Raw genomic sequence first — 22,374 nt, 5'->3', positions numbered from 1 at the left:
TCTTTTTTGCTATAATGGATTTGTTATGGACATAAAAAAGAAGTACGTACGAGTTTATCCTGATAAGTGAAGGGAAAGAATAACTTCACTACATCAAAAATGTATGATGATTACCAAAATAAGAAAAGATTCATATACTGTCTTATAGATAGGCCGTTGTATTAGTTCGAAATGTTGGAGGTTCTTTAAGATGACAGTTTACCATTTTGTAGGAATTAAAGGAACAGGAATGAGTTCATTAGCGCAAATTCTTCATGACATGAAGCATACTGTTCAAGGGTCTGATTATGAAAAGCGTTTCTTTACACAAACAGCGTTGGAAAAGCGTAGTATCTCGATTCTTCCTTTTGATAAAAGTAATGTAAAAGAAGGACAAGTGATTATTGCAGGAAATGCATTTCCTGATACGCATGAAGAAATTGTAGCAGCAAAAGAATTAAACATCCCAGTACATCGTTACCATCACTTCTTAGGTGATCTTATGAACCAATACACAAGTGTTGCTGTAACTGGAGCACATGGAAAAACATCAACAACTGGTTTGTTAGCCCATGTAATGCAAGGTGCACATCCTACATCTTACCTCATTGGAGATGGAACAGGGCATGGGGTAGAAAATAGTAAGTATTTTGTATTTGAAGCTTGTGAGTATCGTCGTCATTTCTTGTCTTACAATCCAGACTATGCAATTATGACAAACATTGATTTTGATCATCCAGATTATTTCTCAGATATCAACGATGTATTCAATGCATTCCAAGAGATGGCATTGCAAGTGAAAAAAGGTATTATTGCATGTGGAGATGATGAAGAACTTCAAAAAATTCAAGCGAAAGTACCTGTTATTTTCTATGGATTTGGAGAAGATAATGATTTCCAAGCACGTAACATTCAAAAGAGAACAGATGGTACTATTTTCGATGTATTCGTTCGTAATACGTACTATGACACGTTCAAAATTACAGGATACGGCAACCACAGCGTATTAAATGCATTAGCAGTAATCGCGCTTTGCCATTATGAAAACGTTGATGTAGAAGCAGTGAAGCATCAATTAACAACTTTTGAAGGCGTAAAACGTCGCTTTAATGAAAAGCCAATGGGGGAGCAAGTTATCATCGATGACTACGCACACCATCCGACAGAAATTAATGCAACGATTGAAGCAGCTCGTCAAAAACATCCAGAGCGTGAGGTTGTCGCTGTATTCCAGCCACATACATTCTCACGTACAGAAAAGTTCTTAGATGAGTTCGCTGAAAGCTTAAGCAAAGCTGACCAAGTATACTTATGTGATATTTTCGGATCAGCACGCGAAAACAAAGGTGAATTAACAATCGAAGATCTGCAAAAGCGTATTGACGGTGCAGAACTAATTACAGATACAACAACGGATGTATTAAAGAAACATAAAAACGGCGTTCTAATTTTCATGGGCGCAGGAGACATCCAAAAATTCGAAGCAGCTTACGTAAAAGAAGTGCAAGTTGCAGAGAAGTAATAGAAAAGACGCATAGCTGTGGCTGTGCGTCTTTTTTGTTGTGTTTGATATATTTTAAAAAGCGTTGATATGTTGGTATTGTTTATTCTTTTTGTAGAGTTGTTTTAATAAGACGATATATAGTGAACTAACAAGTACATATCCAATTAAATAATAGAATGAAAACATATCGAATTGTTTTGTTATCATAATTCGAATCGCGAAAAATGCAAATGGAAGTGCGATTAAAAGCCTTGAGCTAATGGAAATTATTGTTTTAAAGTATTTTAATAAGTCTGTATTCCAATGATTTTCTCTACAGATAAACCAAATGTTGCTTGCAATAAAAGCTAGTACAAATGGTAAATTAGCTGAAATATTGATGAAACCTAATACGATAGGAACTGATAGAGCGCCAAGTGGACCGATAGATAGGCCGGAATAATATTTAATAAATGTATTTGTAGATTGCTGTGTATTTTGAATAACGTCTGTATATTCTACTGTAATTTCCTGTGCTAATTCTTTTGGAGGAAGAAATTCTTCAATCACTTGTGAAGGGATGGTTTCTAATGGTATCCCTTCACTTTCTTTACTTAATGCATTTTCGTATAAATCGGATTTGATTTCTAGCACATGTTGTTCTCTTGCTGATGTAGGTAAGTTCGTTAACCCTTTATGAAGATCGTGTAAGAAAGAAGCAATGAGTTCATTTGAAAAGAATTGTTCCTTGTTCATTTTTTATCCTCTCCTTTAGCTAGTAACATTAGAGCTTGATACACTGCATCATAATCATGTAAGCGACTATTTAAAATTTCTCTCCCTTCGTCTGTAATTCGATAGTATTTTCTTTTTGGGCCATCACCGGACTCTTCCCAATAGGAAACAGCCCAATTGTTTTTCGTGATTCGATTTAATATAGGGTAAATCGAACCGTTCGGGATATGAAACACAGGGATATCTTGTAAGGCACTTGTAATTTCGTATCCGTACATAGGTTGTTTACTTATTAAAGACAAAATAGCGAGATCAAAAACACCTTTACGTAATTGAATTGTAAAATTATCATTTTTTTCCATACTTTAACTATATATGATTCATATCTAGATATCAATCATATATAGTTGTTATTCTTATATAAAACCGAAAAAAGTGTGAATATTTAACATTTTATACCTAGAAATGTTAGAATAATAAGAAAAATAAAAGGGGACGAAAAAACATGTTCACACTCCGAGTAGACGACGAAATCGAATTACAGTTATTAGAGAAGCATCATAAAGAGGAACTATATCAATTAATAGACCAAAACCGTAATCATTTACGAAGATGGCTTCCTTGGGTAGATGGGATGAAATCTGCTGGTGCGTATGATGAAATTTGTCCGATGTGGTTAAAGAAGTTTGCAGAGGGTGACGGTTTTGAAAGTGGCATACGTTATAAAGGAAAGCTAGTTGGGATGGTGGGCATTCATCCAGTAAGCTGGGGGAAGAAAGCGGCCAGTCTCGGATATTACCTGGCAGAAGATGCTGGTGGGACAGGTATTATGACGCGTAGCGTGAAAGCTGTACTTCACTATGCATTTGAAAATTTAAAATTAAATAAAATAGAAATTAGATGCGGTGTTGAAAATGTGAAAAGCCGCGCTATTCCAGAGCGTTTAGGTTTTAAGTTAGATGGTATTTTAAGAGATGATGAATGGCTATATGATCATTTTCACGATATCGCTGTATATAGTTTACTAGCATCAGAGTGGAAGGAGATTCGATGAACGAGAAGATACGCATTATTCCGTATGAAAGTACGTTTCAAGATGAAGTAGTAGATCTTATCGTTCATATTCAGCAAAAAGAGTACAATGTCCCCATTACGAAAGAAGAGCAGCCAGACCAGCTTGAAATAGAAACATTTTATCAAAGGAATCATGGAAACTTTTGGGTAGCAACTTATGATGATAAAGTAGTTGGAACAGTAGCTTTATTAGATATTGAGAATCAGCAAGTAGCGTTAAGAAAAATGTTTGTAAAAAAAGAATTTCGCGGAAAAGAGTGGGGCGCATCATATAAGTTGCTCCAAACAGCAATTTCGTGGGCTGAGAATAAAAAGCTGAAAGATATTTACTTAGGAACGACAGTGAAATTTTTAGCAGCGCATCGCTTTTATGAAAAGAATAATTTCCAAAGTGTGAGTATAGACGAGTTGCCAAAAAGTTTTCCAGTGTTACAGGTAGATAAGAAATTCTATAAATATATCGTTTAAGAAGGTCATTCAGAAATGGCCTTTTTTTATGAACTAAAATGGAAAAAGTGGTATAATTTAGGTTGGGGGGTGCGTGTATGAACTTTCCGATTCAAAGAAGTAAATCGGTAGTAATTTTCGTTTGTCTCACGTTAGTTTTTATGTTTGTGTACCCACTTGTCATGGTTGTCGCTAATAAAGAGCAGTGGATGTCAGCGTTGATTGGAATGGGTTTATGTTTTCTTGTAAATGTACCACTCGTTTGGGAAGTATTTATTAAAAAGCATAAAGTAGAAAATGGTGTATTAAAGTACGGCATTTTAAATGACGATATCGTATTGAAAGAGATAAGAATTATTCGTCAAGTTGGAAAATATCTTGAAATTACGACGAATGCGTATAAAGTACATATGGTTGTGATACCGCAACATATGAATGAATTTTTGGCGCTTATTGAGAAAGAGAACCCAAATGTGAAAATAGAAATGGTAGGTAAGAAATGAAATATGTAAAACCTTTATTCTGTTTAGAAATTTTGTTTGTGCTTGTTGGTTGCACTAGAGTATATATAAAATGGGATCTGCCTCTATATGTACCAATATTAATAGGTACTATTGCAGTGGCGCTTTTATATTATTTTCATTTTCAGCAAACAAAAAGCGAGAAAAGTAGTTCTATGTAATTAGGAGGATTAGAAATGAAAAAAGTCCTTATGTTATTTTTACTTCTGCTAACCGCATCCGTTCTTTTAATAGGGTGTAGTGCGAAGAAGGAAAAGGCCGATATGAACTTTGAAAAGGCACAAAAGGTTGAGATTGAATCACTTACAGATTCAAGTGATAAAAAAGTAATTACCGATAAGAAAGAAATTGAAAAGCTGTTTGACGTCATGAAAATGGATAAGTGGGAAATGCGATCGGCTCCTTTAGATACTCCGCAAGAGAAAACATTTAAAATGTATCAAGAAGATACACCAAAATTATCAGAGTCGAGTAAAGATAAAAAAGAGTTACATGAAATTGGTACAATGACAGTATATAAAGATGTCCCTTATGTCGAAGTTGAAATGAAAAATAAGAAGATGAGTTTTAAAGTGCCAGAAGATGTGGCGAAAGACTTATTAAAGTATTAAAAAAAACGCTCGGAGAAAATTCCGAGCGTTTTTCATTATTTTAAGTTCTCTGGGTTTAAAGCTTCTAGTTCAGATACAACGAAGCGTCCGTCTTTACGGATTAGTACGTCGTCGAAGTAAATTTCGCCGCCGCCGTATTCAGGGCGCTGGATGCATACTAAATCCCAGTGAATGTTCGAGTTGTTGCCGTTCCATGCATCGTCGTAAGCTTGTCCAGGAGTGAAGTGGAAGCTGCCATCGATTTTTTCATCGAATAGGATGTCTCCCATTGGATGTAAGATGTATGGGTTTACGCCGATTGCGAACTCACCAACGAAGCGCGCGCCTTCGTCTGTATCGAAGATTTTGTTAATACGTTCTGTATCGTTTGCAGTTGCTTCAACGATTTGACCGTTCTCAAATTTAAGTTGTACATTTTCAAATGTATAACCGTTGTAAGGAGATGGTGTGTTGTAAGAAACTGTACCGTTAACAGAATCTCGAACTGGTGCAGAGTATACTTCACCGTCTGGAATGTTTAAATGACCTGAGCATTTAATAGCTGGAATGTCTTTAATAGAGAATGTTAAGTCAGTTCCAGGGCCAGTTAGGCGAACTTTATCTGTTTTATTCATTAATGTAACAAGGCTATCCATTGCCTTATCCATTTTACCGTAGTCTAAGTTACAAACTTCGAAGTAGAAGTCTTCGAAAGCTTCTGTGCTCATTTTAGCAAGCTGCGCCATAGAAGCATTTGGGTAGCGAAGAACAACCCAGCGCGTTTTCGGAACGCGGATGTCTCTATGAACTTTCTTACCAACTGTTTGACCGTGAATTTGCATTCTTTCACTTGGCACGTCAGCTTGTTCGTTAATGTTATCGCCAGAGCGAAGACCGATATAAGCGTCCATATCTTTCATTACGCTTGCTTCATATGCAGCGATTTGTTCAAAATGTTCTTCAGTAGCCCCCATTAATAAAGAGCGATCTACTTGATGATCTTTTAAAGAAACGAATGGGAAACCACCAGCTGCATATGCTTCTTTTACAAGTGCAGTTACAAGTTCTTTTTGTAAGCCAAAGTTTTCAATTAATACTTTTTCGCCTTTTTGTAAGCGGATAGAGTAGTTAATTAAATTGTATGCTAACTTTTCAATGCGTGGATCTTTCATATGTAAAGCCTCCCTACTAATTATGTATCCTTCCCTATTGTAACCTACTTAGTGGAATTTGTTGAATCATTTATGTTAAAGTTAACGAATAAGTATGAAAATTCTAATGAAAAGATAGGGATTAGAACGAAACGGAAAATGATTGTATAATAGGGGAAAGTATGAAAAAGATAAAGGAAGTGATGAAATGCAAGTTCTTTTATATGTAAGTGCAGCTATTATCGCGGTTGCTTTCGCTGTATTAGTAGTGTATGTATGCAGAACGTTGTTATCGGTTCAAAAGACGTTAGAAAACGTTGCAAGCACGTTAGAAGGTTTAGAAAAGCAAATGCAAGGGATTAGCGTAGAGACGGAGCAATTATTACATAAAACAAATGCGTTAGCTGATGACATTCAACAGAAGTCACAATCATTAAATAAAGTAGTATCGGGTGTAGATGGAATTGGAACGACAATCCATTCTTTAAATACGAAACTTCGTAATGTATCAGAGTCTGTTACGGACGAAATTGAAAACAATGCAGATAAAGTAGCGCAAGTTGTACAGTGGAGCAGCGCAGCAATTGAAGTATACAACCATTATCGTGCATCAAGACAAGAGAAAAAGGTTGAAAAAGAAGAGCGTAAATTAGAAAGACTTGAGAAAAAAGCTGAAAAGAAAGAAAAGCGCTCTAGACTTCGCATGAGAGGTGAATCGTGATGAATATGACAAAAATTGAAGCAATTGAAGAGCTTGAAGTATTAGTAGAAAAAAACGAGCCTTACGTTCTTTTTAAACATAGTACGACATGCCCGATCAGTCATGGTGCATATACAGAATTTCAAGCGTATTGTAGTGAAGAAAGAGCAGTACCAGCGTATTACTTATACGTACAAGATGCGAGAGATGTTTCGAATCGTGTTGCAGAACAGTACAGCATTAAACATGAATCTCCGCAAGTGTTATACATAAAAGATGGGATGGTAGTATGGAATACGTCTCATTGGAACATTAAAAAAGACGCTTTAGAAGAGAATATTAAGTAAAAAGAAGCAAGCTAAAGGTGCTTGCTTCTTTTTTTTGTTTTTGTTGAAATATATTTAATGGTACACTGTTAATAGTTCAAATTAAATAACTAGATTGTTGAAAGTAGGTTTTAAGTAATGAAGAAAATGGCATTATCCTTCGCGGTCGTAAGTTTATTACTGGGAGCTTGTAGTAATAATACGATTAGTAAGAAGGATGAAGTTATACAGAAGGATACGAAAGAAAAAAGCATGATTCCGAGAACTGCTGTTTCGAAAGATTATTATAGAACTGTAATTCCTTTAAAAGAACAAAAGGTTATAAATACAGCTAATATAAAAACAAATTCTAAATTAGATTTAGCAGAGTATGAAAATGGTTTAATGAATATTGCAGCGCAGCAATTTGATACAGAAAGTCATGTACTGCAATTAAGTCAATATATCCCAGAGAAGTTAGTTGATGAACTAGTCGCAAAAGTAGAAGCGCCAATTTTGACAAATATTATAGAACAAGACTATTTCGGGAAGCAGAATTCAAATGAATTAAGTTTATCTGGTGTAGTGATTGGGTTAGCAATGTCTTCAAGTGTATCGAATGAAGAAGCAATGTCTAAGGGGACGGAAGTTGCCAAGCAACTTATTGAAGCGATTAATAAAAATGACAAGTATAATAAATCTCCAATTACGTTTGCTATCTTTAAGCAAGAAAGTACAAGTTCTTTAAAAAATGGTACGTATATTGCTAGTGCTACCGTTCAAAAGAATGATACGAACATTGGAAATTGGAGTACGATCGATGAACAAGCGTATTCATATCCTTCTGATGAATTTAAACAAGCACATGGAGAAGATAATACAAAAATAACTGAATTTGCTGATGCAATGAAAGGTTTTTCTACTGGAGACTTTATCCCAGTAAATGCTAAGGTTTCTTATAAGAAAAATCAAATGGATGCATTGAATATGAATATTGTTATTAAATACAACGGTAAAACAGAATTAATGGCCCTTACCCAAATGGCTGCTCAAAGTATGTTAGAGAAATTACCTAAAGATGCGAAAGTACAATTGCAGATAAAGTCTGAGAGTAAAATCGAGGCAATTATTATAAAAGAGAAAAACAGCGATAAGCCGTTTGTTTCCTTCTTGTAAAAAAAGACAGTGTTTAAACTGTCTTTTTTTATTGTAAATGAAAGTGTACGTTGTTTGCTGAGAGGGATTTATTGCTTATAATAAGTTATTTTAAAAAGTAACGTATAGGAATTCGAAAGAGGTATTCACACATATGAAAGAGCGACGCGTGATATGCTTCATACTTCCGCTGTGCCGATTTTAAAGAAAGAAACACATATTTACCTGTCGTTGTCGATGTAACGCATTCTAGAGGGCGATGTGACCTTCTATTGCCAGCACAAATCCAGCGCGTATCAAATGAATATCATTGTCGGTTTCTGTCGGTAAGTCGATATATATAAATCGCTGATATAATTGGAGTTGTGGTCGATATATTTGGAAAATCGCTCATATATTTCGAGTTGTGATCGATATATTCGAAAAATCGCCGATATAAATTTCATTTACTATCGTACTGCTTAAAATAGGGTCTTTACTTATGAAATATCTATTTTTTTACAAAAAATGCCCTTTTTTTCATAAAAAATACGAAAATACGAGAAAAGAAGCGAATTTTTTCGAAACTTTTGCGGGAAAATATTGTATGAGCCTGCGTTTTTATCGTATCATTAGTAAAAGGAAGAACTCGGGACGATTGGTGGCATCTGCAAATAGAGTTGATGTCTTTTTTTCATTCAAGTAACCGATACATAAAAATAGATAACAAAAATAGAAGGAGTGTGCGATGAGATGAACGTAACAATTTATGATGTAGCGCGTGAAGCAAACGTTTCAATGGCTACCGTGTCTCGTGTAGTGAACGGTAATCCAAATGTAAAGCCTACAACAAGAAAGAAAGTATTAGAAGCAATTGATCGTTTAGGGTACCGCCCAAATGCGGTAGCACGTGGACTAGCAAGTAAGAAGACAACTACAGTAGGTGTTATTATTCCTGATATCTCAAATACGTTTTATGCAGAACTTGCTCGTGGAATTGAAGATATCGCAACAATGTACAAATATAACATCATTTTAAGTAACTCTGACCAAAACAAAGAGAAAGAGTTCCATTTATTAAATACGATGCTTGGAAAACAAGTGGACGGAATTGTTTTCATGGGTGAAGATATTACAGACATTCACATTGAAGAATTCAAAAAGTCTCCAGTACCAATCGTATTAGCAGCGTCATTTGATGAGCAAAATGAAACGCCATCAGTAAATATTGATTACACGCAAGCAGCTTACGACGCAATGAAGCACTTTATTGAGCAAGGACATACGCGTATCGGTTTCGTCTCTGGTCCTTTCATTAATAAAGCAGGAAGCGCGAAGAAGTTACAAGGTTATAAAAAAGCTTTAGAAGAAGCAAGTATTTCATATGATGAAAATCTTATAATCGATGGAGATTACACATATGATTCAGGTATCGAAGCATTCGAAAAGCTTTGGAGCAGTGATGAAAAGCCAACAGCAATCTTCGTATCTTCTGACGAAATGGCATTAGGTGTAATCCATGCAGCACAAGACGCTGGATTAAACGTACCAACTGATGTAGAAGTACTTGGTTTCGATAATACACGCCTTGCATTAATGGTTCGTCCGCAACTTTCAACAGTTGTACAACCAATGTATGATATCGGTGCAGTAGCAATGCGTCTATTAACAAAGTATATGAACAAAGAAAAAGTGGAAGATCACACTGTTATCTTACCTCACCGTATCCAATTTAGAGATTCAACGAAGTAAGTATAAAAAAGCTCACAGCATTTGCTGTGAGCTTTTATTCGTATTCAGGATAGTATGCTTTTACTACGGTATTTACCTTTTCAGTTTTCTTAACGTGTAAAAATCTTGCGTACAATTCTTTTCCCGTTTCAAATGGTGTATCGTCTAATTCAAACACATGCAATACTTTTCGAAACGTACACGTCACTTGCTCATCGTACATATTATCGTACGATTCTTCAGAGAGTATAGCTATCTTTTCACCTAATTCGTGAGCTTCCTCTATACTGTTTGCCTTAACAAGAATAATACTTTCTTCAAAAAGTGTATCGTGATTCTCTTCATAATGCTCATCCACTTTAGTAGGGTCAGGCTCACCAGAATGAACAGATTCAAACAATAATTTTACAGCGTACATATTATGCTGCATGTTTCACCTTATAAATAATACTTGCGACAAGAGAAGCAGGTATTGTAAATACGTTACTTTGATAATGATAATGTATTTGGGATTCTTCATAAGACATGTTGTCATATAGTTCATTTTGTGACACGTTCAGTTTTTTCTGTTTTGTCTTTAATATCTTAATATAGTTATACTGTATTGGGACGAGAATGAGGAAATAGGCTAATACGATTAGTGAAATCCAAATCATTATGAACACTCCCTTATAAAGAATATTTATATATGGTAATTATATCAATTTATATGAAAAATATCCATTTTTGTGGTGGGCAATTTTCTTTCCAAAATGCAAAAAGTTCTTCAGGACTTCGTAAATTATGTTCAAGGCATGTTTGTGCAGTGCGTTTAAAACTTTGTATTAATTGTTCTAACCGAGAAGGATCATATTGTTGCACATTGCCAGCGATAATAGTTTTATCTTTTTCTAAGTTAATTGATATTTTTAGCAAAGTTATATTTGTTTCTAATTGCACAACTTCAATATAAAAAAGCTTTTTATCTAAGTCGATTGTAATATAATCGAATCGCTCTACTTGTTTAAAATATCCTACAATATCATCTTCTAATTGAAATCCTCCCGAGTACATGGCTTATTGGTGACTTCGCTGCAAAATGGTATTATTCCTTGTTATATGTCACATAAGTGCAAATTTAACTATTATAGGGCAATGTCATGTATAATAGAAAGAAAAGGCTTGTGAGGGGGGAGAAGAGATGATCGTTCTTTGGATAATTACGCTTTGTATGACTGCTATTTTTGCATATATGACGTTAAAACAAAATGGCTTAAAGCGATTTGTTCCAGGAAGTATTCTTGCAGGAATTGCCCTTATCACGTATGTAATTTCTATTTTTATTGAAAGTGTATCAGTGGACATGAGCACAAGTTTAATGTTCATGGGTATTACACTATTTGCAGGTAGTATTATGGTACTTATGGTTGCAGGTATTATTTTATTTATTCATATGAATTCGGAAACGTTATAGCATATAGAAAAGGCATGTCCCGAGGGGCATGCCTTTTTATCCGTTCAATTATGCTCTATCTTTAGAAGAGTTTTGTTGTTTTAATAAGTCGCGAATTTCGCTAAGAAGTTCTTCTTCCTTTGTTGGTTCTGGAAGTTCTTCTTTTTCTTCTTCTTCTCTTTTAGATGTTAGTTTGTTAAATACTTTAATGAACATAAAGATAGAAGCTGCAATAATTAAGAAATCAAAAATAGTTTGGATGAAGTTACCATACATAACAGCAGATTTCCCATATCCAAAATGTAAATCTGTAAAGTTAACGCCACCTAATACCATACCAAGTAATGGTGTGATAATATCTTTTACTAAAGAACTAACGATTTTACCGAATGCAGCACCGATTACAACCCCGACAGCTAAATCGATTACATTCCCTTTGAATGCGAACTTTTTAAACTCATTCCACATGTGTTAATCCCATCCTTTCCACGATTCAATATGAAATTTATAATTCCTATCAACATATTCTATAGAAATTTGCGAGAGAAATAAAGAGGAAATGGGAATGAAAGTAAATTCTGAAAAATGTATCCGTTTTAATTTTTATTTACATTCTCCAGTAGAGATTGTAACAGTTGCTGTGTTTTTAATCCTTCTAAGCCATCTACAACAGGCTTTGTATCTCCATGTACACATTCGATAAAATGATGAACAGCATCTTCAAAACCACGCTGTTTCAACGTCGTATCCCATGATGGTGAACCGCTTTGAGAAACTGTATTATCCTGCTCAACTTCAAATGTGTTCATATTTTTTACGCGAATGATTTTACCTGTCGTTACAAGTTCAATTTGTTCTAAATTTGTACCGGCGTGGCGATGCATTGCGGTAGAAAGTAACAGTCCACTTGGCGTTGTATATGTATGATGTCCGTAAAGAAGTTCATTCTTTTCATTTATTTGCATCATATTATGAACGACGTTAAGATCATCATTAGCTAACCAGCGAGCAGTATCTACGATATGTAAGTAATCATCTAACATAGTGAAGTCGTACGTATATGGCCCCACTTTATTTGTGCGGTGTTTTTCAATTCGAACCCATGAAATATTATGAGCTTGCTCTTTTGCAGCAACATACATAGGAACGAATCGTCGATTAAATCCGACCATTAACTTTCGGTTATGCTTTTCGCTCAACTCGACTAGTTGCTCAGCTTGTTCCACTGTAGCTGCTAGCGGCTTATCAACATAAACGTCAATTCCTTTTTTCAAAAGTTCAGAAACGATTTCATAATGTGTAGCAGTTGAACTATGAACGAAGATTGCATCGCATTCCGAAGCTAACGTTTCAATAGAATGAAAGTCTTGAATACGGTATTGCTGGCAAACTTGTTTCCTTTTCTCTGCGTTAGGTGTAAACGCTCCTACAAAATTCCAATCTGTTTCTTTTGTAAGTGTTGGAAGATAGGCCTTTTGCGCAATACTTCCAAGTCCAATCATCCCAATTTTAGGTTTGTTCATGCTTATTCCCCCCTATTAATATTGATGTAACGGCTTAAATGTAGCATAGGATGGGAGAGGGAGGCAAAAATTAGCTTTTTACTTACGTCCTTCTAACAAAATCTTCTCTATCTTTTCAAATTTATGAGCGCGAGCGTGCTCTAGCGGAGTAACACCATCGTTGTCTGGAATGTTTATATCTGCGTCGTGTTCAATGAGCAGGCGGATGACTTGTTGTTGTGTTTCATTTCCGTTACTTAGTACGATGGCTTCCATCAAAGCTGTCCATCCGAGGTTATTTACATGGTTTACATCGATATTTGTTCGCGTGAGGAGTTCTTTTATAACATCAATATAGCCCTGAGGCTGGAATAAGAGCTGTACCGCCGTATCGATTCGTAAGAGTTGGATCTGCGCCAGCATCAATCGTTAGTTTTAAAATATCCAAGTAACCCTCGGCACCAGCGTAAAGAAAGGGATTGTTTTTTATATCATCTTGGATATTTACGTCGGCCCCCGCATCGATAAGCGCTTTGGCGGTTTTTACATCATTTTTGTATGTAGCAATCATAAGAGGAGTACGTCCTTTATTGTCTGTTATATTTATGTCAGCCCCTTTTTTGAGTAACGATATAACAGTATTCGTTTCTTGTTTCTCAGTAGCTGTTAGTAGCGCTGTCTCCATGTTTGTCATCTCCTTTTTAACTTCTTGTTTTTGCGAGCATCCTTGCAAAAAAATTACGCAACATATCATGCTTAATGTTTTTTTGAACATGAAATTTCAACCTCCTCATTGCAACTGTAAAATAAGAACATTAAATTTTTATAAACTGACGCTAAAATTACTATAAAATCGCTTGAGTATTTGAACATATATTTTTATGATTATGGGAAAGAAGGTTTGGTAAAGTGAGGATGTAACATATGTCTATTAAAATAAGATTTTTATTTTCTTATATCGCTGTTATTCTCGTTTCCATCACACTCATATTAGTCGCGGGATTTTTAATTGTTTTTTCCATAACAGGAGACTTGGAAGCAGTGAAAAATTTCTATAAAAGTTCCTATATTCAAAAACCGCTTACGCCAGAAGAAGAGAATACGTATATTGAATTGAAATTAGCGGCAAAGAAACATCAATCTCAACTATTAGATGAATCGTTCGTTTCATCACTTGAAAAAGAAGGGGTGAAAATAGTTGTAAGAAAGGGAGAAAAAATTTCATATGCTTCAAACGTATTTGAAAGTGTATTTTTAAAAGAAGCTCTTCCAAAATTTGAATCAGCAAATATTAATAGTCGTGGTACAACGGAACTAGGCGATACATTTTATCGATATGTAAAGTTTGATTTTTATTTTCCTCAGGAAGAAGAGGGGAGTATATTTGTATTAAAGAAGCAAAGTTCATTTGTAGATCTTACACAAAAGTTATTTCCGATTTTGTTTGTATCGCTTTTACTATTAGCTATTTTACTTATTGGATTATTAAGTTACCTCGTCTCAAGAAGTGTGATAAAACCAATCTTCGTATTGAAAGATGCGACTGAGAAAATTAAAGAAGGAAATTTAGATTTTCAAATACCAGTTACATCGCACGATGAAATAGGGCAATTGAATCAAGGGTTTGAGGAAATGAGAAAGAAATTAAAAGAATCGATAGAGATGCAAACGCAGTATGAAGAAAATCGAAAAGAGCTCATTTCAAATATCTCTCACGATTTAAAAACACCGATTACATCTATTATCGGATATGTAGAAGGAATAAAAGACGGAGTAGCAAATACGCCAGAAAAAATGGATAAGTACTTAACGACTATTCATACGAAAGCAAGACATATGGATACACTCATTGATGAATTATTTTTATTCTCAAAGCTCGATTTGAATCGAGTTCCCTTTCAGTTTGAAACGGTTGAATTAAATATGTTTATGCAAGAATTAATAGAAGAGATGCAGATGGATTTAAGTAAAGAAGGTATAGAAGTTAACTTACAATTACACCCATCACCACTATATGTAACGGCTGATTGCGAAAAGATAAATAGAGTGATATCAAATTTAATTCATAATAGTGTGAAATACATGGATAAAGAAGAGAAGAAAATTACTGTAACAGTATCGATTGGTGACAATAAGGTGATTGTGAAAGTAATGGACAACGGATCAGGTATCGAATCGGATACACTTCCCTACATTTTTGAACGTTTTTATCGTGCAGAGCAATCGCGAAATTCTAGCACAGGTGGAAGTGGACTTGGCTTAGCGATAGCAAAACAAATTGTTGAAGAACATGGCGGAGAAATTTGGGTGGAAAGCGAGCTTGGGAAAGGCACAAGCATTTTCTTCTCATTGGAAAAAGTCGAGAAATGTGGTGAGTAAATTGAAAAGAATTTTACTAATAGAAGATGAAGTAAGCATTGCAGAATTACAGCGAGATTATTTAGAAATTAATGATTTTCAAGTTGATGTGGAACATTCAGGAGAATTAGGTCTACAAATGGCTCTTCAGGAAGACTACGATTTAATTATTTTAGATATTATGCTTCCGAAAATGAATGGTTTTGAAATTTGTAAGCAAATTCGAGCTATAAAAGATATTCCGATTTTACTTGTTTCAGCAAAGAAGGAAGATATAGATAAAATTCGCGGACTCGGTTTAGGAGCAGATGATTATATAACGAAACCGTTTAGCCCGAGTGAATTAGTCGCAAGGGTAAAAGCTCATATTTCTCGTTATGAAAGATTATCAGGAAATGTGAGTAAGCAACGTGATACGTTATACATTCACGGAATTTCTATTGATCAACGAGCGAGAAAAGTTTTTATAAACAATGAAGAAATCGCGTTTACAACGAAAGAATTTGATTTATTAACATTCTTTGTAACGCATCCAAACCAAGTATTAAATAAAGAACAGTTATTTGAACGTATTTGGGGACTAGACTCAGCTGGCGATTTAGCCACTGTTGTCGTTCACATTAGAAAGCTACGTGAAAAAATTGAAAGAGATCCTGCTCACCCGCAATATATTGAAACCGTGTGGGGAGCTGGTTATCGCTTTAACGTGTAATGTACCTGCCAAGTAATTGGTAGGTTTTTTATGTTATTAGAACGAAAAGGGAATAATAGGTAATTCATGTTAAAATATAAAGAGAGATAAAACATAGGAGAATATGAGAGGGCGTGCTACATAACAAGGCTTTAAAGATTGGAACGAATATCGTACTTATCTTATTAATTATCGGTGCAATACAAATGTTTTATGATGAAGATTCTACGAATGATCATTTCGGTGGGTTATTTATGATGGTCTTTTTTGGAATTAAAATAATTTCTAGTTTTATGATAAGTTTAAAAGAAGGAGATAAAAAGGCAGTATTACTTGATGTAGGTTTAATGATTTTTTGTTCTTCTTGTTGTTTCTAGTGTGAAATATCTCTTTTGAAAAAGCTCATAGTCTTATAGAGACTGTGAGCTTTCCTTAATAATAGCGGTACTAGTGTAACGATTTATAAAATGTTTGAGTAGTAGAAGTAAACTGAGCAGATTCTTCTAAAAAAGGATAATGGTTACTCTCCTCAAATGTCACAAAGATAGAATTACGTAGACCCTCATGCATCTCGATAGAATATTGGATCGGGCACTGTACATCGTGTCTTCCGCAAATAATTAGCGTTTTTATGTTGATAGAAGGTAAGTACTTTCTTAAATCAAATGAAGGATATTCGTGAGAGAAAGCGTTCATCCGGCTAGCAGACATTGTTTTTTGGATTGGTTTACTAAAATAAGAGTTATGGTTTTCGGGTTTATACAATGATAATTTTGTTCTCTTAGTAGATAGTTCTTTTCTTTCTTCACTTGTAAGGTGAGGGGTTTTTAAGTTTTCGATGAGCTGTTGCATATAATGAAACTGAGGATGTGCTGGGTGATAAATGCAAAATGGTGTTTCGGTATAATTACTTGCTGCAGCTCCGACGATGACTAATGATTGTAAGGAATTTGGATATGTAATCGCATATAGAAGTCCAAGCATACCGCCTGTTGAGTGGCCAGCGAAATGCCATGTTGGGAGTTGGAAAGCTTCCCGTATTGCTTCTAAGTCGTGAACGGTTTCAATCATACTTAATTCGTTTTCTACCTTGGCTTTTGCAGAGTTACCAGCATCTCGTAAATTAATGAGGAATACACGATGCGTAGAAGTGAAAACATCTGCAAAGTAATCACCAGTTTCATTAAATTGTGAATAGTGATGTGTAATGCAAAGCGGTTCGCCATTTCCTTTTGTAAAGATTTCAAATGTGCCACGTTTCGTGTTGATTATTTGTTGTGTCCACATAATATCACTACCTTTTCTCATAAAAGTTGGACCACTTAATTATGAAATAAAATATATCAGCGAATCTCAAGATATATCGGCGATTCTTGAAATATATCAGCGATTATCAAAATATATCGACTTACCGCCAGAAACCGACAATAATAGCAAGCTATAAATAAAAGGAGGCTATTCAAAAACGAGCCTCCTTTTCGTTTAGTATAAAGATTTTGTCATATTATTCCGAATAATTTCAAGGGATTTCGTTACAGTTAATGCGTTCTTTTCTTCAATTTCTGGTTTACGGGGGATCGGTTTATACATGTTGTCTGGATCTTCCCATGTGAGGGGAAGTTCTGTTTCAGCTTGTCCTTTCCAAGCGTCGATCCATTCTGGAGGGAGATAACCTGAGATGTTTTGGATGTTGTTCATTTCGAGCCAAATGAGTGCCCAAGCTCTTGGGACAACGCGCCAATGGTCATAGCCACCGCCGCCGACAGCGATCCAGCGACCATCGCAATATTCATTAGCGATTTCGCGAGCGAGCTTCGGTATTTCACGGTAAATATTCATCGTTGCGCAAAGGTGTGTAAGTGGGTCGTAATAATGTGCGTCAGCGCCGTTTTGCGTTAAAATAATATCCGGTTTAAAGTATGCGGCAACTTCTTTTACGACAGTACGATATGAATTTAAAAATGATTCGTCTTCTGTAAAGGCATCGAGTGGAACGTTAAAAGAATAACTATAGCCATTACCTTGTCCGCGCTCATTTACAGCGCCAGTTCCAGGGAATAAATAACGCCCAGTTTCATGTAGTGAAATGGTGCATACGTTAGGATCGTCGTAAAAAGACCACTGTACACCATCACCGTGATGAGCATCTGTATCAATATATAAAACACGTAAACCGTATTTTTTCTGTATATATTTCATTGCGATGGAACTATCGTTATAAATACAAAAGCCAGATGCCTTGCCGCGGAAGCCATGATGTAAGCCACCGCCTAAATTAAGTGCATGTTTTACTTTCCCGGAAAGAACAGCATCGACAGCAGTTAACGTACCGCCAACGAGTAATGCGCTTGCTTCGTGCATATTTGGAAACATCGGTGTATCTTCTGTTCCGAGTCCATATGTCATCGCAATTGATTTTTCTAACTTACCTTCTCCAGCACGTTTTACCGCATTTATGTACTCCTCTGTATGAACGTAGGCGATCTCTTCATCTGTAGCCATCCGTGGTGAGATGATTTGGGAGGGAGAGATAAAACCGCCCTTTTGTAATAAATCATACGTAAGTGTGACGCGCAGTTGGTTAAAAGGATGATCAGGGCTAAACGAATAGCCCCGAAAGTCATCCGAATAAATAAACGCGCTACTCATGCTTGCATCCCCATGATGTTCGGCCATAATACGCGGTAGCCTTCTGCTTCAAGTGCATCAATCACTTTTAGCGGATTCATCGTTTGAATGCGGAAAACGAGTACTTTATCATTCTCATCTTTTGCTGGATAGACGAGAACGCTCACGATATTTATTTGCAAATCACTAAAAATAGCAACGACTTTTCCAAGAATACCAGGTTCGTTTTTTACTTGAATTTCAATTTGTGAACTTGGTTGATGTGCTCCTGTTAATTTCACTAACGTGTGCAGTACAGTAGATTCAGAAATGATTCCAACTAGCTTGCCAGCTTTTGTAACAGGGAGACAGCCAATTTTATTTTCAAAAAATAAAGTAGCAATTTCTTCAACGAAATCGAGAGGATGGCAAGTCATAACAGGATGTTTCATAATAAGTTCAAGTGGTTGCTTCAGCATATCGAGTGAAACTTGTTCATCTAAAATAGACGGACTTGCATCTCTTACATCCCGATCAGAAATAATGCCGACGACATGATTATTTTGATCGACAATTGGAATGTGCCGAATGCCTTTCGTGCGTATCGTTCGGATTGCTGTTTCGATTGTATCGTTTGGATGTAGTGTCACTACATCTTGATTCATAATTTCTTCTACAATCATTCCAGTTGCCCCCTTTATTAGTACATAAAACGATTGTGAAAACGTAGACGATCAAATGCTTGAATAGAATCTGTATCAACGCGTTTACCGATGCGGACCATTAAACAGTTAGCGGGATGCGAACAAATTTCAGGATCATCTGTAGCCATCCATTGTAAGCCACCGGCATTCATCATCTTTTCCATTACTTTTCGGTACTCCCAAACATTTAAGCCTGTTTGTTTTAAATCCCAGTGCCAATAATATTCAGTCGTCAATATAATGTAATCTTCCATATGATCGTCCATCATTGAAACTTCTAATAAGTTCTTTCCGACAGAGCAACTGCGGAAGGCGGGGACAACTTCAATTGCCCCGAGTTCAATTAAGTTTTCAATCTTTCCTTCTGACCATCGTTCGAGCGGATCAGGATATAAGTATGTAACATATCCAACAATCGTTTGGTCATGTCTTGCAATAATGAGACGAGCTTCTGGTAATTTAGAAATTTCGACAATTGCTTTATATTGCTGCTCGGCAGGACGAAACGCAACTAAATCGGGATGAAATTCATACATTTCTAAGTTATGTGTAGAGACAGGGCCTTCAATAATTAAAGTGCCTTTCGCTGTTTTTAAGTTTCTAGCATTATATATTTTTTTATGAATCAATGTATTGCTCACCACCTTGAGGGTTTGTGAATCTATTCATATCGTACTTTATAATATATGCGATGTGAATCGAAATTTGTCATTAAAAATTTGTCTAAAAATCAACAAATATACTGAAAATTTTAAATAATATCATTATAATAGATAATAGAATACATAGGAGGGGGATGTAAAGTATGAAAGTAGAAACGCTTCCTGTCATTAAAGGAGAAAATAATTTGCCGAATTATGATGAGGCATACGCGAATTTTAACTGGGAAGAGGTTAATAAAAACTTTACTTGGAATGAAACAGGCCGAGTAAATATGGCGTATGAGGCAATTGATAAGCATGCGAAATCCGATCGTAAAAATAAAGTAGCCCTTTATTATCAAGATGGATCGCGAAAAGAGAAATATACATTTAAGGAAATGAAGGATTTTTCTAATAAAGCAGGAAACGTCCTGAAAAATTATGGCGATGTAGAAAAAGGCGATCGCGTTTTTATTTTTATGCCGCGTTCTCCAGAATTATATTTTGCACTTTTAGGTGCAGTGAAATTAGGAGCAATCGTTGGTCCGCTATTTGAAGCATTTATGGAAGGCGCAGTTCGCGATCGTTTAGAAGATAGCGAAGCGAAGGTGTTAATTACAACTCCTGAATTGTTAGAGCGCGTACCATTAAATGATTTACCTGCTTTAAAAACAGTCTTCCTTGTTGGAGATAATGTAGAAGAAGGCGGTAAAACGGTAGCGTTCAATCCTTTATTTGAACAAGCTTCAAAAGAATTACATATCGAATGGTTAGGCCGTGAAGACGGTTTGATTCTACATTACACATCTGGTTCTACTGGTAAACCAAAAGGTGTTCTTCATGCGCAGAACGCAATGGTTCAGCACTATCAAACGGCGAAATGGGTATTAGATTTAAAAGAAGATGATGTATATTGGTGTACAGCTGACCCAGGCTGGGTAACTGGAACGGCTTACGGTATTTTCGCACCGTGGTTAGTTGGAGCATCCAATGTTATTTTAGGTGGACGCTTTAGCCCAGAAGCGTGGTATGAAGCACTGCAAGATTACGGTGTAACAGTTTGGTATAGTGCACCAACAGCATTCCGTATGTTAATGGGAGCTGGACAAGACGCAATTAAAAAATATGATTTATCACAAGTTCGTCACGTATTAAGCGTTGGTGAACCGTTAAATCCAGAAGTAATTCGCTGGGGTATGAACGCATTTGGACTTCGTATTCATGATACGTGGTGGATGACAGAAACAGGTGGGCAAGTTATTTGTAACTACCCTTGTATGGAAATCCGTCCAGGTTCAATGGGTAAACCAATTCCAGGTGTGAAAGCAGCGATTGTTGATAATGAAGGAAATGAAGTTCCTCCATACACAATGGGTAACTTAGCAATTGGTAAAGGTTGGCCAGCGATGATGCGTGGAATCTGGAATAACCAGCAAAAGTATGAATCTTACTTTATGCCGGGAGATTGGTACGTATCAGGTGACTCTGCTTATATGGATGAAGATGGATACTTCTGGTTCCAAGGGCGTATTGATGATGTAATTATGACGTCAGGTGAGCGAGTTGGTCCGTTTGAAGTAGAAAGCAAATTAATCGAGCATGCTGCTGTTGCAGAGGCTGGTGTAATTGGTATTCCTGATCCAGTGCGCGGAGAAATCATTAAAGCATTTATCGCGCTTCGAGCAGGATACGAACCATCTGATGAATTAAAAGAAGAGATTCGTCAATTTGTAAAGAAAGGCCTAGCAGCTCATGCAGCGCCAAGACAAATTGAATTTAGAGATAAATTACCGAAAACGAGAAGTGGTAAAATTATGCGCCGCGTATTAAAAGCGTGGGAATTAAACTTACCAACAGGTGACTTATCAACGATGGAAGATTAAGAGAGGAAGGTCTGAACGAAATAACGTTCAGACCTTTTTTATGTTATTATAAACTTATATATATAAGTTAAGGGGCGGTAATAAAATGAAAACAGAAAAAGAAAAGATGATACTAGGAGAAATGTACATACCAGCTGATCCAGTTTTAGTTCAAGAGAGGGAGCAAGCTCGTATATTAACGAGAAAATTAAATGAAACGCCAGAAGTACAATTAAAAGAGCGTAGCGAAATCATAAAAGAACTATTCGGAACGACTGGAGATAACATTCATCTTGAATCTTCTTTTAGATGTGATTATGGCTATAACATTCACGTTGGCGAAAATTTTTACGCGAACTTTGACTGTACCATTTTAGACGTATGCCCGGTGACAATCGGAGTGAACTGTATGTTAGCTCCAGGAGTTCACATTTATACAGCAACACACCCGCTTGATCCAGTAGAGCGCATAAGCGGATCAGAATACGGGAAACCAGTTACAATTGGTGATAACGTATGGATTGGCGGAAGAGCGATTATTAATCCTGGTGTAACAATTGGAGATAATGCGGTGATCGCATCTGGCGCCGTTGTAACGAAAGATGTGCCGGATAATGTAGTAGTTGGCGGAAACCCTGCGAAGATTATTAAAAAAATAAAATAATATTTGAACGAAGTGCCTTCCTCGTCTGTATACATTTATGAAAGAATAGATGAGGGAGGCTTT

General features: G+C 36.0%; 27 protein-coding genes and 3 pseudogenes. 17 read left to right on the top strand and 13 right to left on the bottom strand.

Annotated elements, in window-relative coordinates:
- Positions 1-190: 190 nt before the first annotated feature.
- Entirely contained in the window at positions 191-1,501 is a 1,311-nt protein-coding gene (gene murC, locus QCI41_RS14005) for a UDP-N-acetylmuramate--L-alanine ligase (protein ID WP_087985435.1), read from the top strand.
- A gap of 54 nt (positions 1,502-1,555) precedes the next feature.
- Here murC and QCI41_RS14000 read toward each other — a convergent pair whose 3' ends face one another.
- Positions 1,556-2,218 carry an HAAS signaling domain-containing protein gene (locus tag QCI41_RS14000; RefSeq protein ID WP_353837269.1) on the bottom strand — a complete coding sequence of 221 codons (663 nt, stop codon included), beginning with the start codon at positions 2,216-2,218 and terminating at the stop codon, positions 1,556-1,558.
- Positions 2,215-2,559, bottom strand: a complete 345-nt coding sequence (locus QCI41_RS13995) for a PadR family transcriptional regulator (RefSeq protein ID WP_353837270.1) — start codon at positions 2,557-2,559, stop codon at positions 2,215-2,217. Before QCI41_RS13995 ends, QCI41_RS14000 begins: the two co-directional genes overlap by 4 nt.
- A 143-nt stretch (positions 2,560-2,702) precedes the next feature.
- On the opposite strand from QCI41_RS13995, the gene QCI41_RS13990 reads away from it, so the two are divergent.
- From QCI41_RS13990 to QCI41_RS13970, 5 genes are all read left to right on the top strand, one after another.
- Positions 2,703-3,251: a GNAT family N-acetyltransferase gene (locus tag QCI41_RS13990; RefSeq protein WP_060486601.1), complete on the top strand. Its 549-nt coding sequence runs from the start codon at positions 2,703-2,705 to the stop codon at positions 3,249-3,251.
- Positions 3,248-3,739: a GNAT family N-acetyltransferase gene (locus tag QCI41_RS13985; RefSeq protein WP_353837271.1), complete on the top strand. Its 492-nt coding sequence runs from the start codon at positions 3,248-3,250 to the stop codon at positions 3,737-3,739. Before QCI41_RS13990 ends, QCI41_RS13985 begins: the two co-directional genes overlap by 4 nt.
- A 77-nt stretch (positions 3,740-3,816) precedes the next feature.
- On the top strand, positions 3,817-4,221 hold the full coding sequence (locus QCI41_RS13980) for a PH domain-containing protein (RefSeq protein WP_353837272.1): 405 nt from the start codon (positions 3,817-3,819) through the stop codon (positions 4,219-4,221).
- Positions 4,218-4,400 (top strand): hypothetical protein, encoded by a 183-nt coding sequence (locus tag QCI41_RS13975; protein ID WP_353837273.1) that lies wholly within the window; start codon positions 4,218-4,220, stop codon positions 4,398-4,400. Before QCI41_RS13980 ends, QCI41_RS13975 begins: the two co-directional genes overlap by 4 nt.
- Positions 4,401-4,415: 15 nt before the next feature.
- Positions 4,416-4,850, top strand: coding sequence for a hypothetical protein (locus tag QCI41_RS13970; RefSeq protein ID WP_353837274.1), 435 nt, complete (start codon positions 4,416-4,418; stop codon positions 4,848-4,850).
- 35 nt (positions 4,851-4,885) lie between these two features.
- Here the strand turns inward: QCI41_RS13970 and QCI41_RS13965 are convergent, their stop codons facing one another.
- Positions 4,886-6,001 (bottom strand): aminopeptidase, encoded by a 1,116-nt coding sequence (locus tag QCI41_RS13965; RefSeq protein WP_000654737.1) that lies wholly within the window; start codon positions 5,999-6,001, stop codon positions 4,886-4,888.
- Between the two features lie 187 nt (positions 6,002-6,188).
- On the opposite strand from QCI41_RS13965, the gene QCI41_RS13960 reads away from it, so the two are divergent.
- The 5 genes and pseudogenes from QCI41_RS13960 to ccpA all read left to right on the top strand — a co-directional run bounded on the left by QCI41_RS13960 (position 6,189) and on the right by ccpA (position 9,871).
- Positions 6,189-6,701 carry a DUF948 domain-containing protein gene (locus QCI41_RS13960; protein WP_048531826.1) on the top strand — a complete coding sequence of 171 codons (513 nt, stop codon included), beginning with the start codon at positions 6,189-6,191 and terminating at the stop codon, positions 6,699-6,701.
- Positions 6,701-7,027: a bacillithiol system redox-active protein YtxJ gene (ytxJ, locus tag QCI41_RS13955; RefSeq protein ID WP_046956174.1), complete on the top strand. Its 327-nt coding sequence runs from the start codon at positions 6,701-6,703 to the stop codon at positions 7,025-7,027. Before QCI41_RS13960 ends, ytxJ begins: the two co-directional genes overlap by 1 nt.
- 117 nt (positions 7,028-7,144) lie before the next feature.
- Complete coding sequence (locus QCI41_RS13950; protein ID WP_353837275.1) at positions 7,145-8,161, top strand: CamS family sex pheromone protein; 1,017 nt, start codon at positions 7,145-7,147, stop codon at positions 8,159-8,161.
- 114 nt (positions 8,162-8,275) lie between these two features.
- Positions 8,276-8,418, top strand: a pseudogene (locus QCI41_RS13945) (bifunctional 3-deoxy-7-phosphoheptulonate synthase/chorismate mutase); the annotation flags it as partial.
- 454 nt (positions 8,419-8,872) lie between these two features.
- Positions 8,873-9,871 carry a catabolite control protein A gene (ccpA, locus tag QCI41_RS13940; RefSeq protein ID WP_001103310.1) on the top strand — a complete coding sequence of 333 codons (999 nt, stop codon included), beginning with the start codon at positions 8,873-8,875 and terminating at the stop codon, positions 9,869-9,871.
- Between the two features lie 34 nt (positions 9,872-9,905).
- Here the strand turns inward: ccpA and QCI41_RS13935 are convergent, their stop codons facing one another.
- From QCI41_RS13935 to dhp61, 3 genes are read right to left on the bottom strand one after another with little or no spacing between them, the layout of a single operon-like run.
- Entirely contained in the window at positions 9,906-10,268 is a 363-nt protein-coding gene (locus QCI41_RS13935; RefSeq protein WP_060486607.1) for a DUF4288 domain-containing protein, read from the bottom strand.
- 1 nt (position 10,269) lies between these two features.
- Positions 10,270-10,506: a DUF3949 domain-containing protein gene (locus QCI41_RS13930; protein WP_353837276.1), complete on the bottom strand. Its 237-nt coding sequence runs from the start codon at positions 10,504-10,506 to the stop codon at positions 10,270-10,272.
- Between the two features lie 49 nt (positions 10,507-10,555).
- Positions 10,556-10,903, bottom strand: a complete 348-nt coding sequence (gene dhp61 / locus QCI41_RS13925) for a protein Dhp61 (protein WP_353837277.1) — start codon at positions 10,901-10,903, stop codon at positions 10,556-10,558.
- Positions 10,904-11,030: 127 nt separating this feature from the next.
- On the opposite strand from dhp61, the gene QCI41_RS13920 reads away from it, so the two are divergent.
- Positions 11,031-11,303, top strand: a complete 273-nt coding sequence (locus tag QCI41_RS13920; protein WP_000636592.1) for a DUF3917 domain-containing protein — start codon at positions 11,031-11,033, stop codon at positions 11,301-11,303.
- Positions 11,304-11,351: 48 nt separating this feature from the next.
- Here the strand turns inward: QCI41_RS13920 and mscL are convergent, their stop codons facing one another.
- From mscL to QCI41_RS13905, 3 genes and pseudogenes are all read right to left on the bottom strand, one after another.
- The gene (gene mscL, locus QCI41_RS13915) at positions 11,352-11,750 is read right to left on the bottom strand and encodes a large conductance mechanosensitive channel protein MscL (RefSeq protein ID WP_098611437.1); all 399 of its coding nucleotides are present in this window, start codon (positions 11,748-11,750) and stop codon (positions 11,352-11,354) included.
- A 128-nt stretch (positions 11,751-11,878) separates the two neighbouring features.
- Positions 11,879-12,805 carry a Gfo/Idh/MocA family protein gene (locus tag QCI41_RS13910; protein ID WP_353837278.1) on the bottom strand — a complete coding sequence of 309 codons (927 nt, stop codon included), beginning with the start codon at positions 12,803-12,805 and terminating at the stop codon, positions 11,879-11,881.
- Between the two features lie 78 nt (positions 12,806-12,883).
- Positions 12,884-13,559 (bottom strand): annotated as a pseudogene (locus tag QCI41_RS13905) (ankyrin repeat domain-containing protein).
- Between the two features lie 149 nt (positions 13,560-13,708).
- Between QCI41_RS13905 and QCI41_RS13900 the strand changes: the two are divergent.
- The 3 genes and pseudogenes from QCI41_RS13900 (at position 13,709) to QCI41_RS13890 (ending at position 16,215) form a co-directional block, all read left to right on the top strand.
- Positions 13,709-15,163 (top strand): sensor histidine kinase, encoded by a 1,455-nt coding sequence (locus tag QCI41_RS13900; protein WP_353837279.1) that lies wholly within the window; start codon positions 13,709-13,711, stop codon positions 15,161-15,163.
- Position 15,164: 1 nt separating this feature from the next.
- Positions 15,165-15,854 carry a response regulator transcription factor gene (locus QCI41_RS13895; RefSeq protein ID WP_353837280.1) on the top strand — a complete coding sequence of 230 codons (690 nt, stop codon included), beginning with the start codon at positions 15,165-15,167 and terminating at the stop codon, positions 15,852-15,854.
- A gap of 113 nt (positions 15,855-15,967) precedes the next feature.
- A pseudogene (locus QCI41_RS13890) lies at positions 15,968-16,215 on the top strand (hypothetical protein).
- A 65-nt stretch (positions 16,216-16,280) separates the two neighbouring features.
- Here QCI41_RS13890 and QCI41_RS13885 read toward each other — a convergent pair.
- The 4 genes from QCI41_RS13885 to acuA form a co-directional block, all read right to left on the bottom strand.
- On the bottom strand, positions 16,281-17,141 hold the full coding sequence (locus QCI41_RS13885; protein ID WP_353837281.1) for an alpha/beta fold hydrolase: 861 nt from the start codon (positions 17,139-17,141) through the stop codon (positions 16,281-16,283).
- Positions 17,142-17,315: 174 nt separating this feature from the next.
- Positions 17,316-18,482 carry an acetoin utilization protein AcuC gene (acuC, locus tag QCI41_RS13880; protein WP_353837282.1) on the bottom strand — a complete coding sequence of 389 codons (1,167 nt, stop codon included), beginning with the start codon at positions 18,480-18,482 and terminating at the stop codon, positions 17,316-17,318.
- Positions 18,479-19,123: an acetoin utilization AcuB family protein gene (locus tag QCI41_RS13875; protein WP_000634566.1), complete on the bottom strand. Its 645-nt coding sequence runs from the start codon at positions 19,121-19,123 to the stop codon at positions 18,479-18,481. The genes acuC and QCI41_RS13875 overlap by 4 nt, the downstream gene beginning before the upstream one ends.
- Before the next feature lie 17 nt (positions 19,124-19,140).
- Positions 19,141-19,773, bottom strand: a complete 633-nt coding sequence (acuA, locus tag QCI41_RS13870) for an acetoin utilization protein acetyltransferase AcuA (RefSeq protein WP_353837283.1) — start codon at positions 19,771-19,773, stop codon at positions 19,141-19,143.
- Between the two features lie 176 nt (positions 19,774-19,949).
- On the opposite strand from acuA, the gene acsA reads away from it, so the two are divergent.
- Entirely contained in the window at positions 19,950-21,668 is a 1,719-nt protein-coding gene (acsA, locus tag QCI41_RS13865) for an acetate--CoA ligase (protein WP_046956190.1), read from the top strand.
- 85 nt (positions 21,669-21,753) lie between these two features.
- A complete protein-coding gene (locus QCI41_RS13860; RefSeq protein ID WP_353837284.1) occupies positions 21,754-22,311 on the top strand; it encodes a maltose acetyltransferase domain-containing protein in 558 nt (185 codons plus the stop codon).
- Positions 22,312-22,374: the final 63 nt, after the last annotated feature.

It is taken from the genome of Bacillus cereus group sp. MG4 (assembly GCF_040460055.1).
Taxonomy (GTDB): Bacteria; Bacillota; Bacilli; order Bacillales; family Bacillaceae_G; genus Bacillus_A; species Bacillus_A wiedmannii.
This window is presented reverse-complemented; position numbering and strand designations above follow the sequence as displayed.

Coding starts and splice junctions, on each gene's coding strand:
- murC (WP_087985435.1), top strand. CDS start 191: ATGACAGTTTACCATTTTGTAGGAATTAAAGGAACAGGAATGAGTTCA.
- QCI41_RS13920 (WP_000636592.1), top strand. CDS start 11,031: ATGATCGTTCTTTGGATAATTACGCTTTGTATGACTGCTATTTTTGCA.
- QCI41_RS14000 (WP_353837269.1), bottom strand. CDS start 2,218: ATGAACAAGGAACAATTCTTTTCAAATGAACTCATTGCTTCTTTCTTA.
- QCI41_RS13935 (WP_060486607.1), bottom strand. CDS start 10,268: ATGTACGCTGTAAAATTATTGTTTGAATCTGTTCATTCTGGTGAGCCT.
- acsA (WP_046956190.1), top strand. CDS start 19,950: ATGAAAGTAGAAACGCTTCCTGTCATTAAAGGAGAAAATAATTTGCCG.
- QCI41_RS13860 (WP_353837284.1), top strand. CDS start 21,754: ATGAAAACAGAAAAAGAAAAGATGATACTAGGAGAAATGTACATACCA.
- QCI41_RS13990 (WP_060486601.1), top strand. CDS start 2,703: ATGTTCACACTCCGAGTAGACGACGAAATCGAATTACAGTTATTAGAG.
- QCI41_RS13900 (WP_353837279.1), top strand. CDS start 13,709: ATGTCTATTAAAATAAGATTTTTATTTTCTTATATCGCTGTTATTCTC.
- QCI41_RS13985 (WP_353837271.1), top strand. CDS start 3,248: ATGAACGAGAAGATACGCATTATTCCGTATGAAAGTACGTTTCAAGAT.
- mscL (WP_098611437.1), bottom strand. CDS start 11,750: ATGTGGAATGAGTTTAAAAAGTTCGCATTCAAAGGGAATGTAATCGAT.
- QCI41_RS13875 (WP_000634566.1), bottom strand. CDS start 19,123: ATGATTGTAGAAGAAATTATGAATCAAGATGTAGTGACACTACATCCA.
- ytxJ (WP_046956174.1), top strand. CDS start 6,701: ATGAATATGACAAAAATTGAAGCAATTGAAGAGCTTGAAGTATTAGTA.
- dhp61 (WP_353837277.1), bottom strand. CDS start 10,903: ATGTACTCGGGAGGATTTCAATTAGAAGATGATATTGTAGGATATTTT.
- ccpA (WP_001103310.1), top strand. CDS start 8,873: ATGAACGTAACAATTTATGATGTAGCGCGTGAAGCAAACGTTTCAATG.
- QCI41_RS13975 (WP_353837273.1), top strand. CDS start 4,218: ATGAAATATGTAAAACCTTTATTCTGTTTAGAAATTTTGTTTGTGCTT.
- QCI41_RS13930 (WP_353837276.1), bottom strand. CDS start 10,506: ATGATTTGGATTTCACTAATCGTATTAGCCTATTTCCTCATTCTCGTC.
- QCI41_RS13885 (WP_353837281.1), bottom strand. CDS start 17,141: ATGAGAAAAGGTAGTGATATTATGTGGACACAACAAATAATCAACACG.
- QCI41_RS13950 (WP_353837275.1), top strand. CDS start 7,145: ATGAAGAAAATGGCATTATCCTTCGCGGTCGTAAGTTTATTACTGGGA.
- QCI41_RS13960 (WP_048531826.1), top strand. CDS start 6,189: ATGCAAGTTCTTTTATATGTAAGTGCAGCTATTATCGCGGTTGCTTTC.
- QCI41_RS13995 (WP_353837270.1), bottom strand. CDS start 2,559: ATGGAAAAAAATGATAATTTTACAATTCAATTACGTAAAGGTGTTTTT.
- acuC (WP_353837282.1), bottom strand. CDS start 18,482: ATGAGTAGCGCGTTTATTTATTCGGATGACTTTCGGGGCTATTCGTTT.
- QCI41_RS13910 (WP_353837278.1), bottom strand. CDS start 12,805: ATGAACAAACCTAAAATTGGGATGATTGGACTTGGAAGTATTGCGCAA.
- QCI41_RS13980 (WP_353837272.1), top strand. CDS start 3,817: ATGAACTTTCCGATTCAAAGAAGTAAATCGGTAGTAATTTTCGTTTGT.
- QCI41_RS13965 (WP_000654737.1), bottom strand. CDS start 6,001: ATGAAAGATCCACGCATTGAAAAGTTAGCATACAATTTAATTAACTAC.
- QCI41_RS13970 (WP_353837274.1), top strand. CDS start 4,416: ATGAAAAAAGTCCTTATGTTATTTTTACTTCTGCTAACCGCATCCGTT.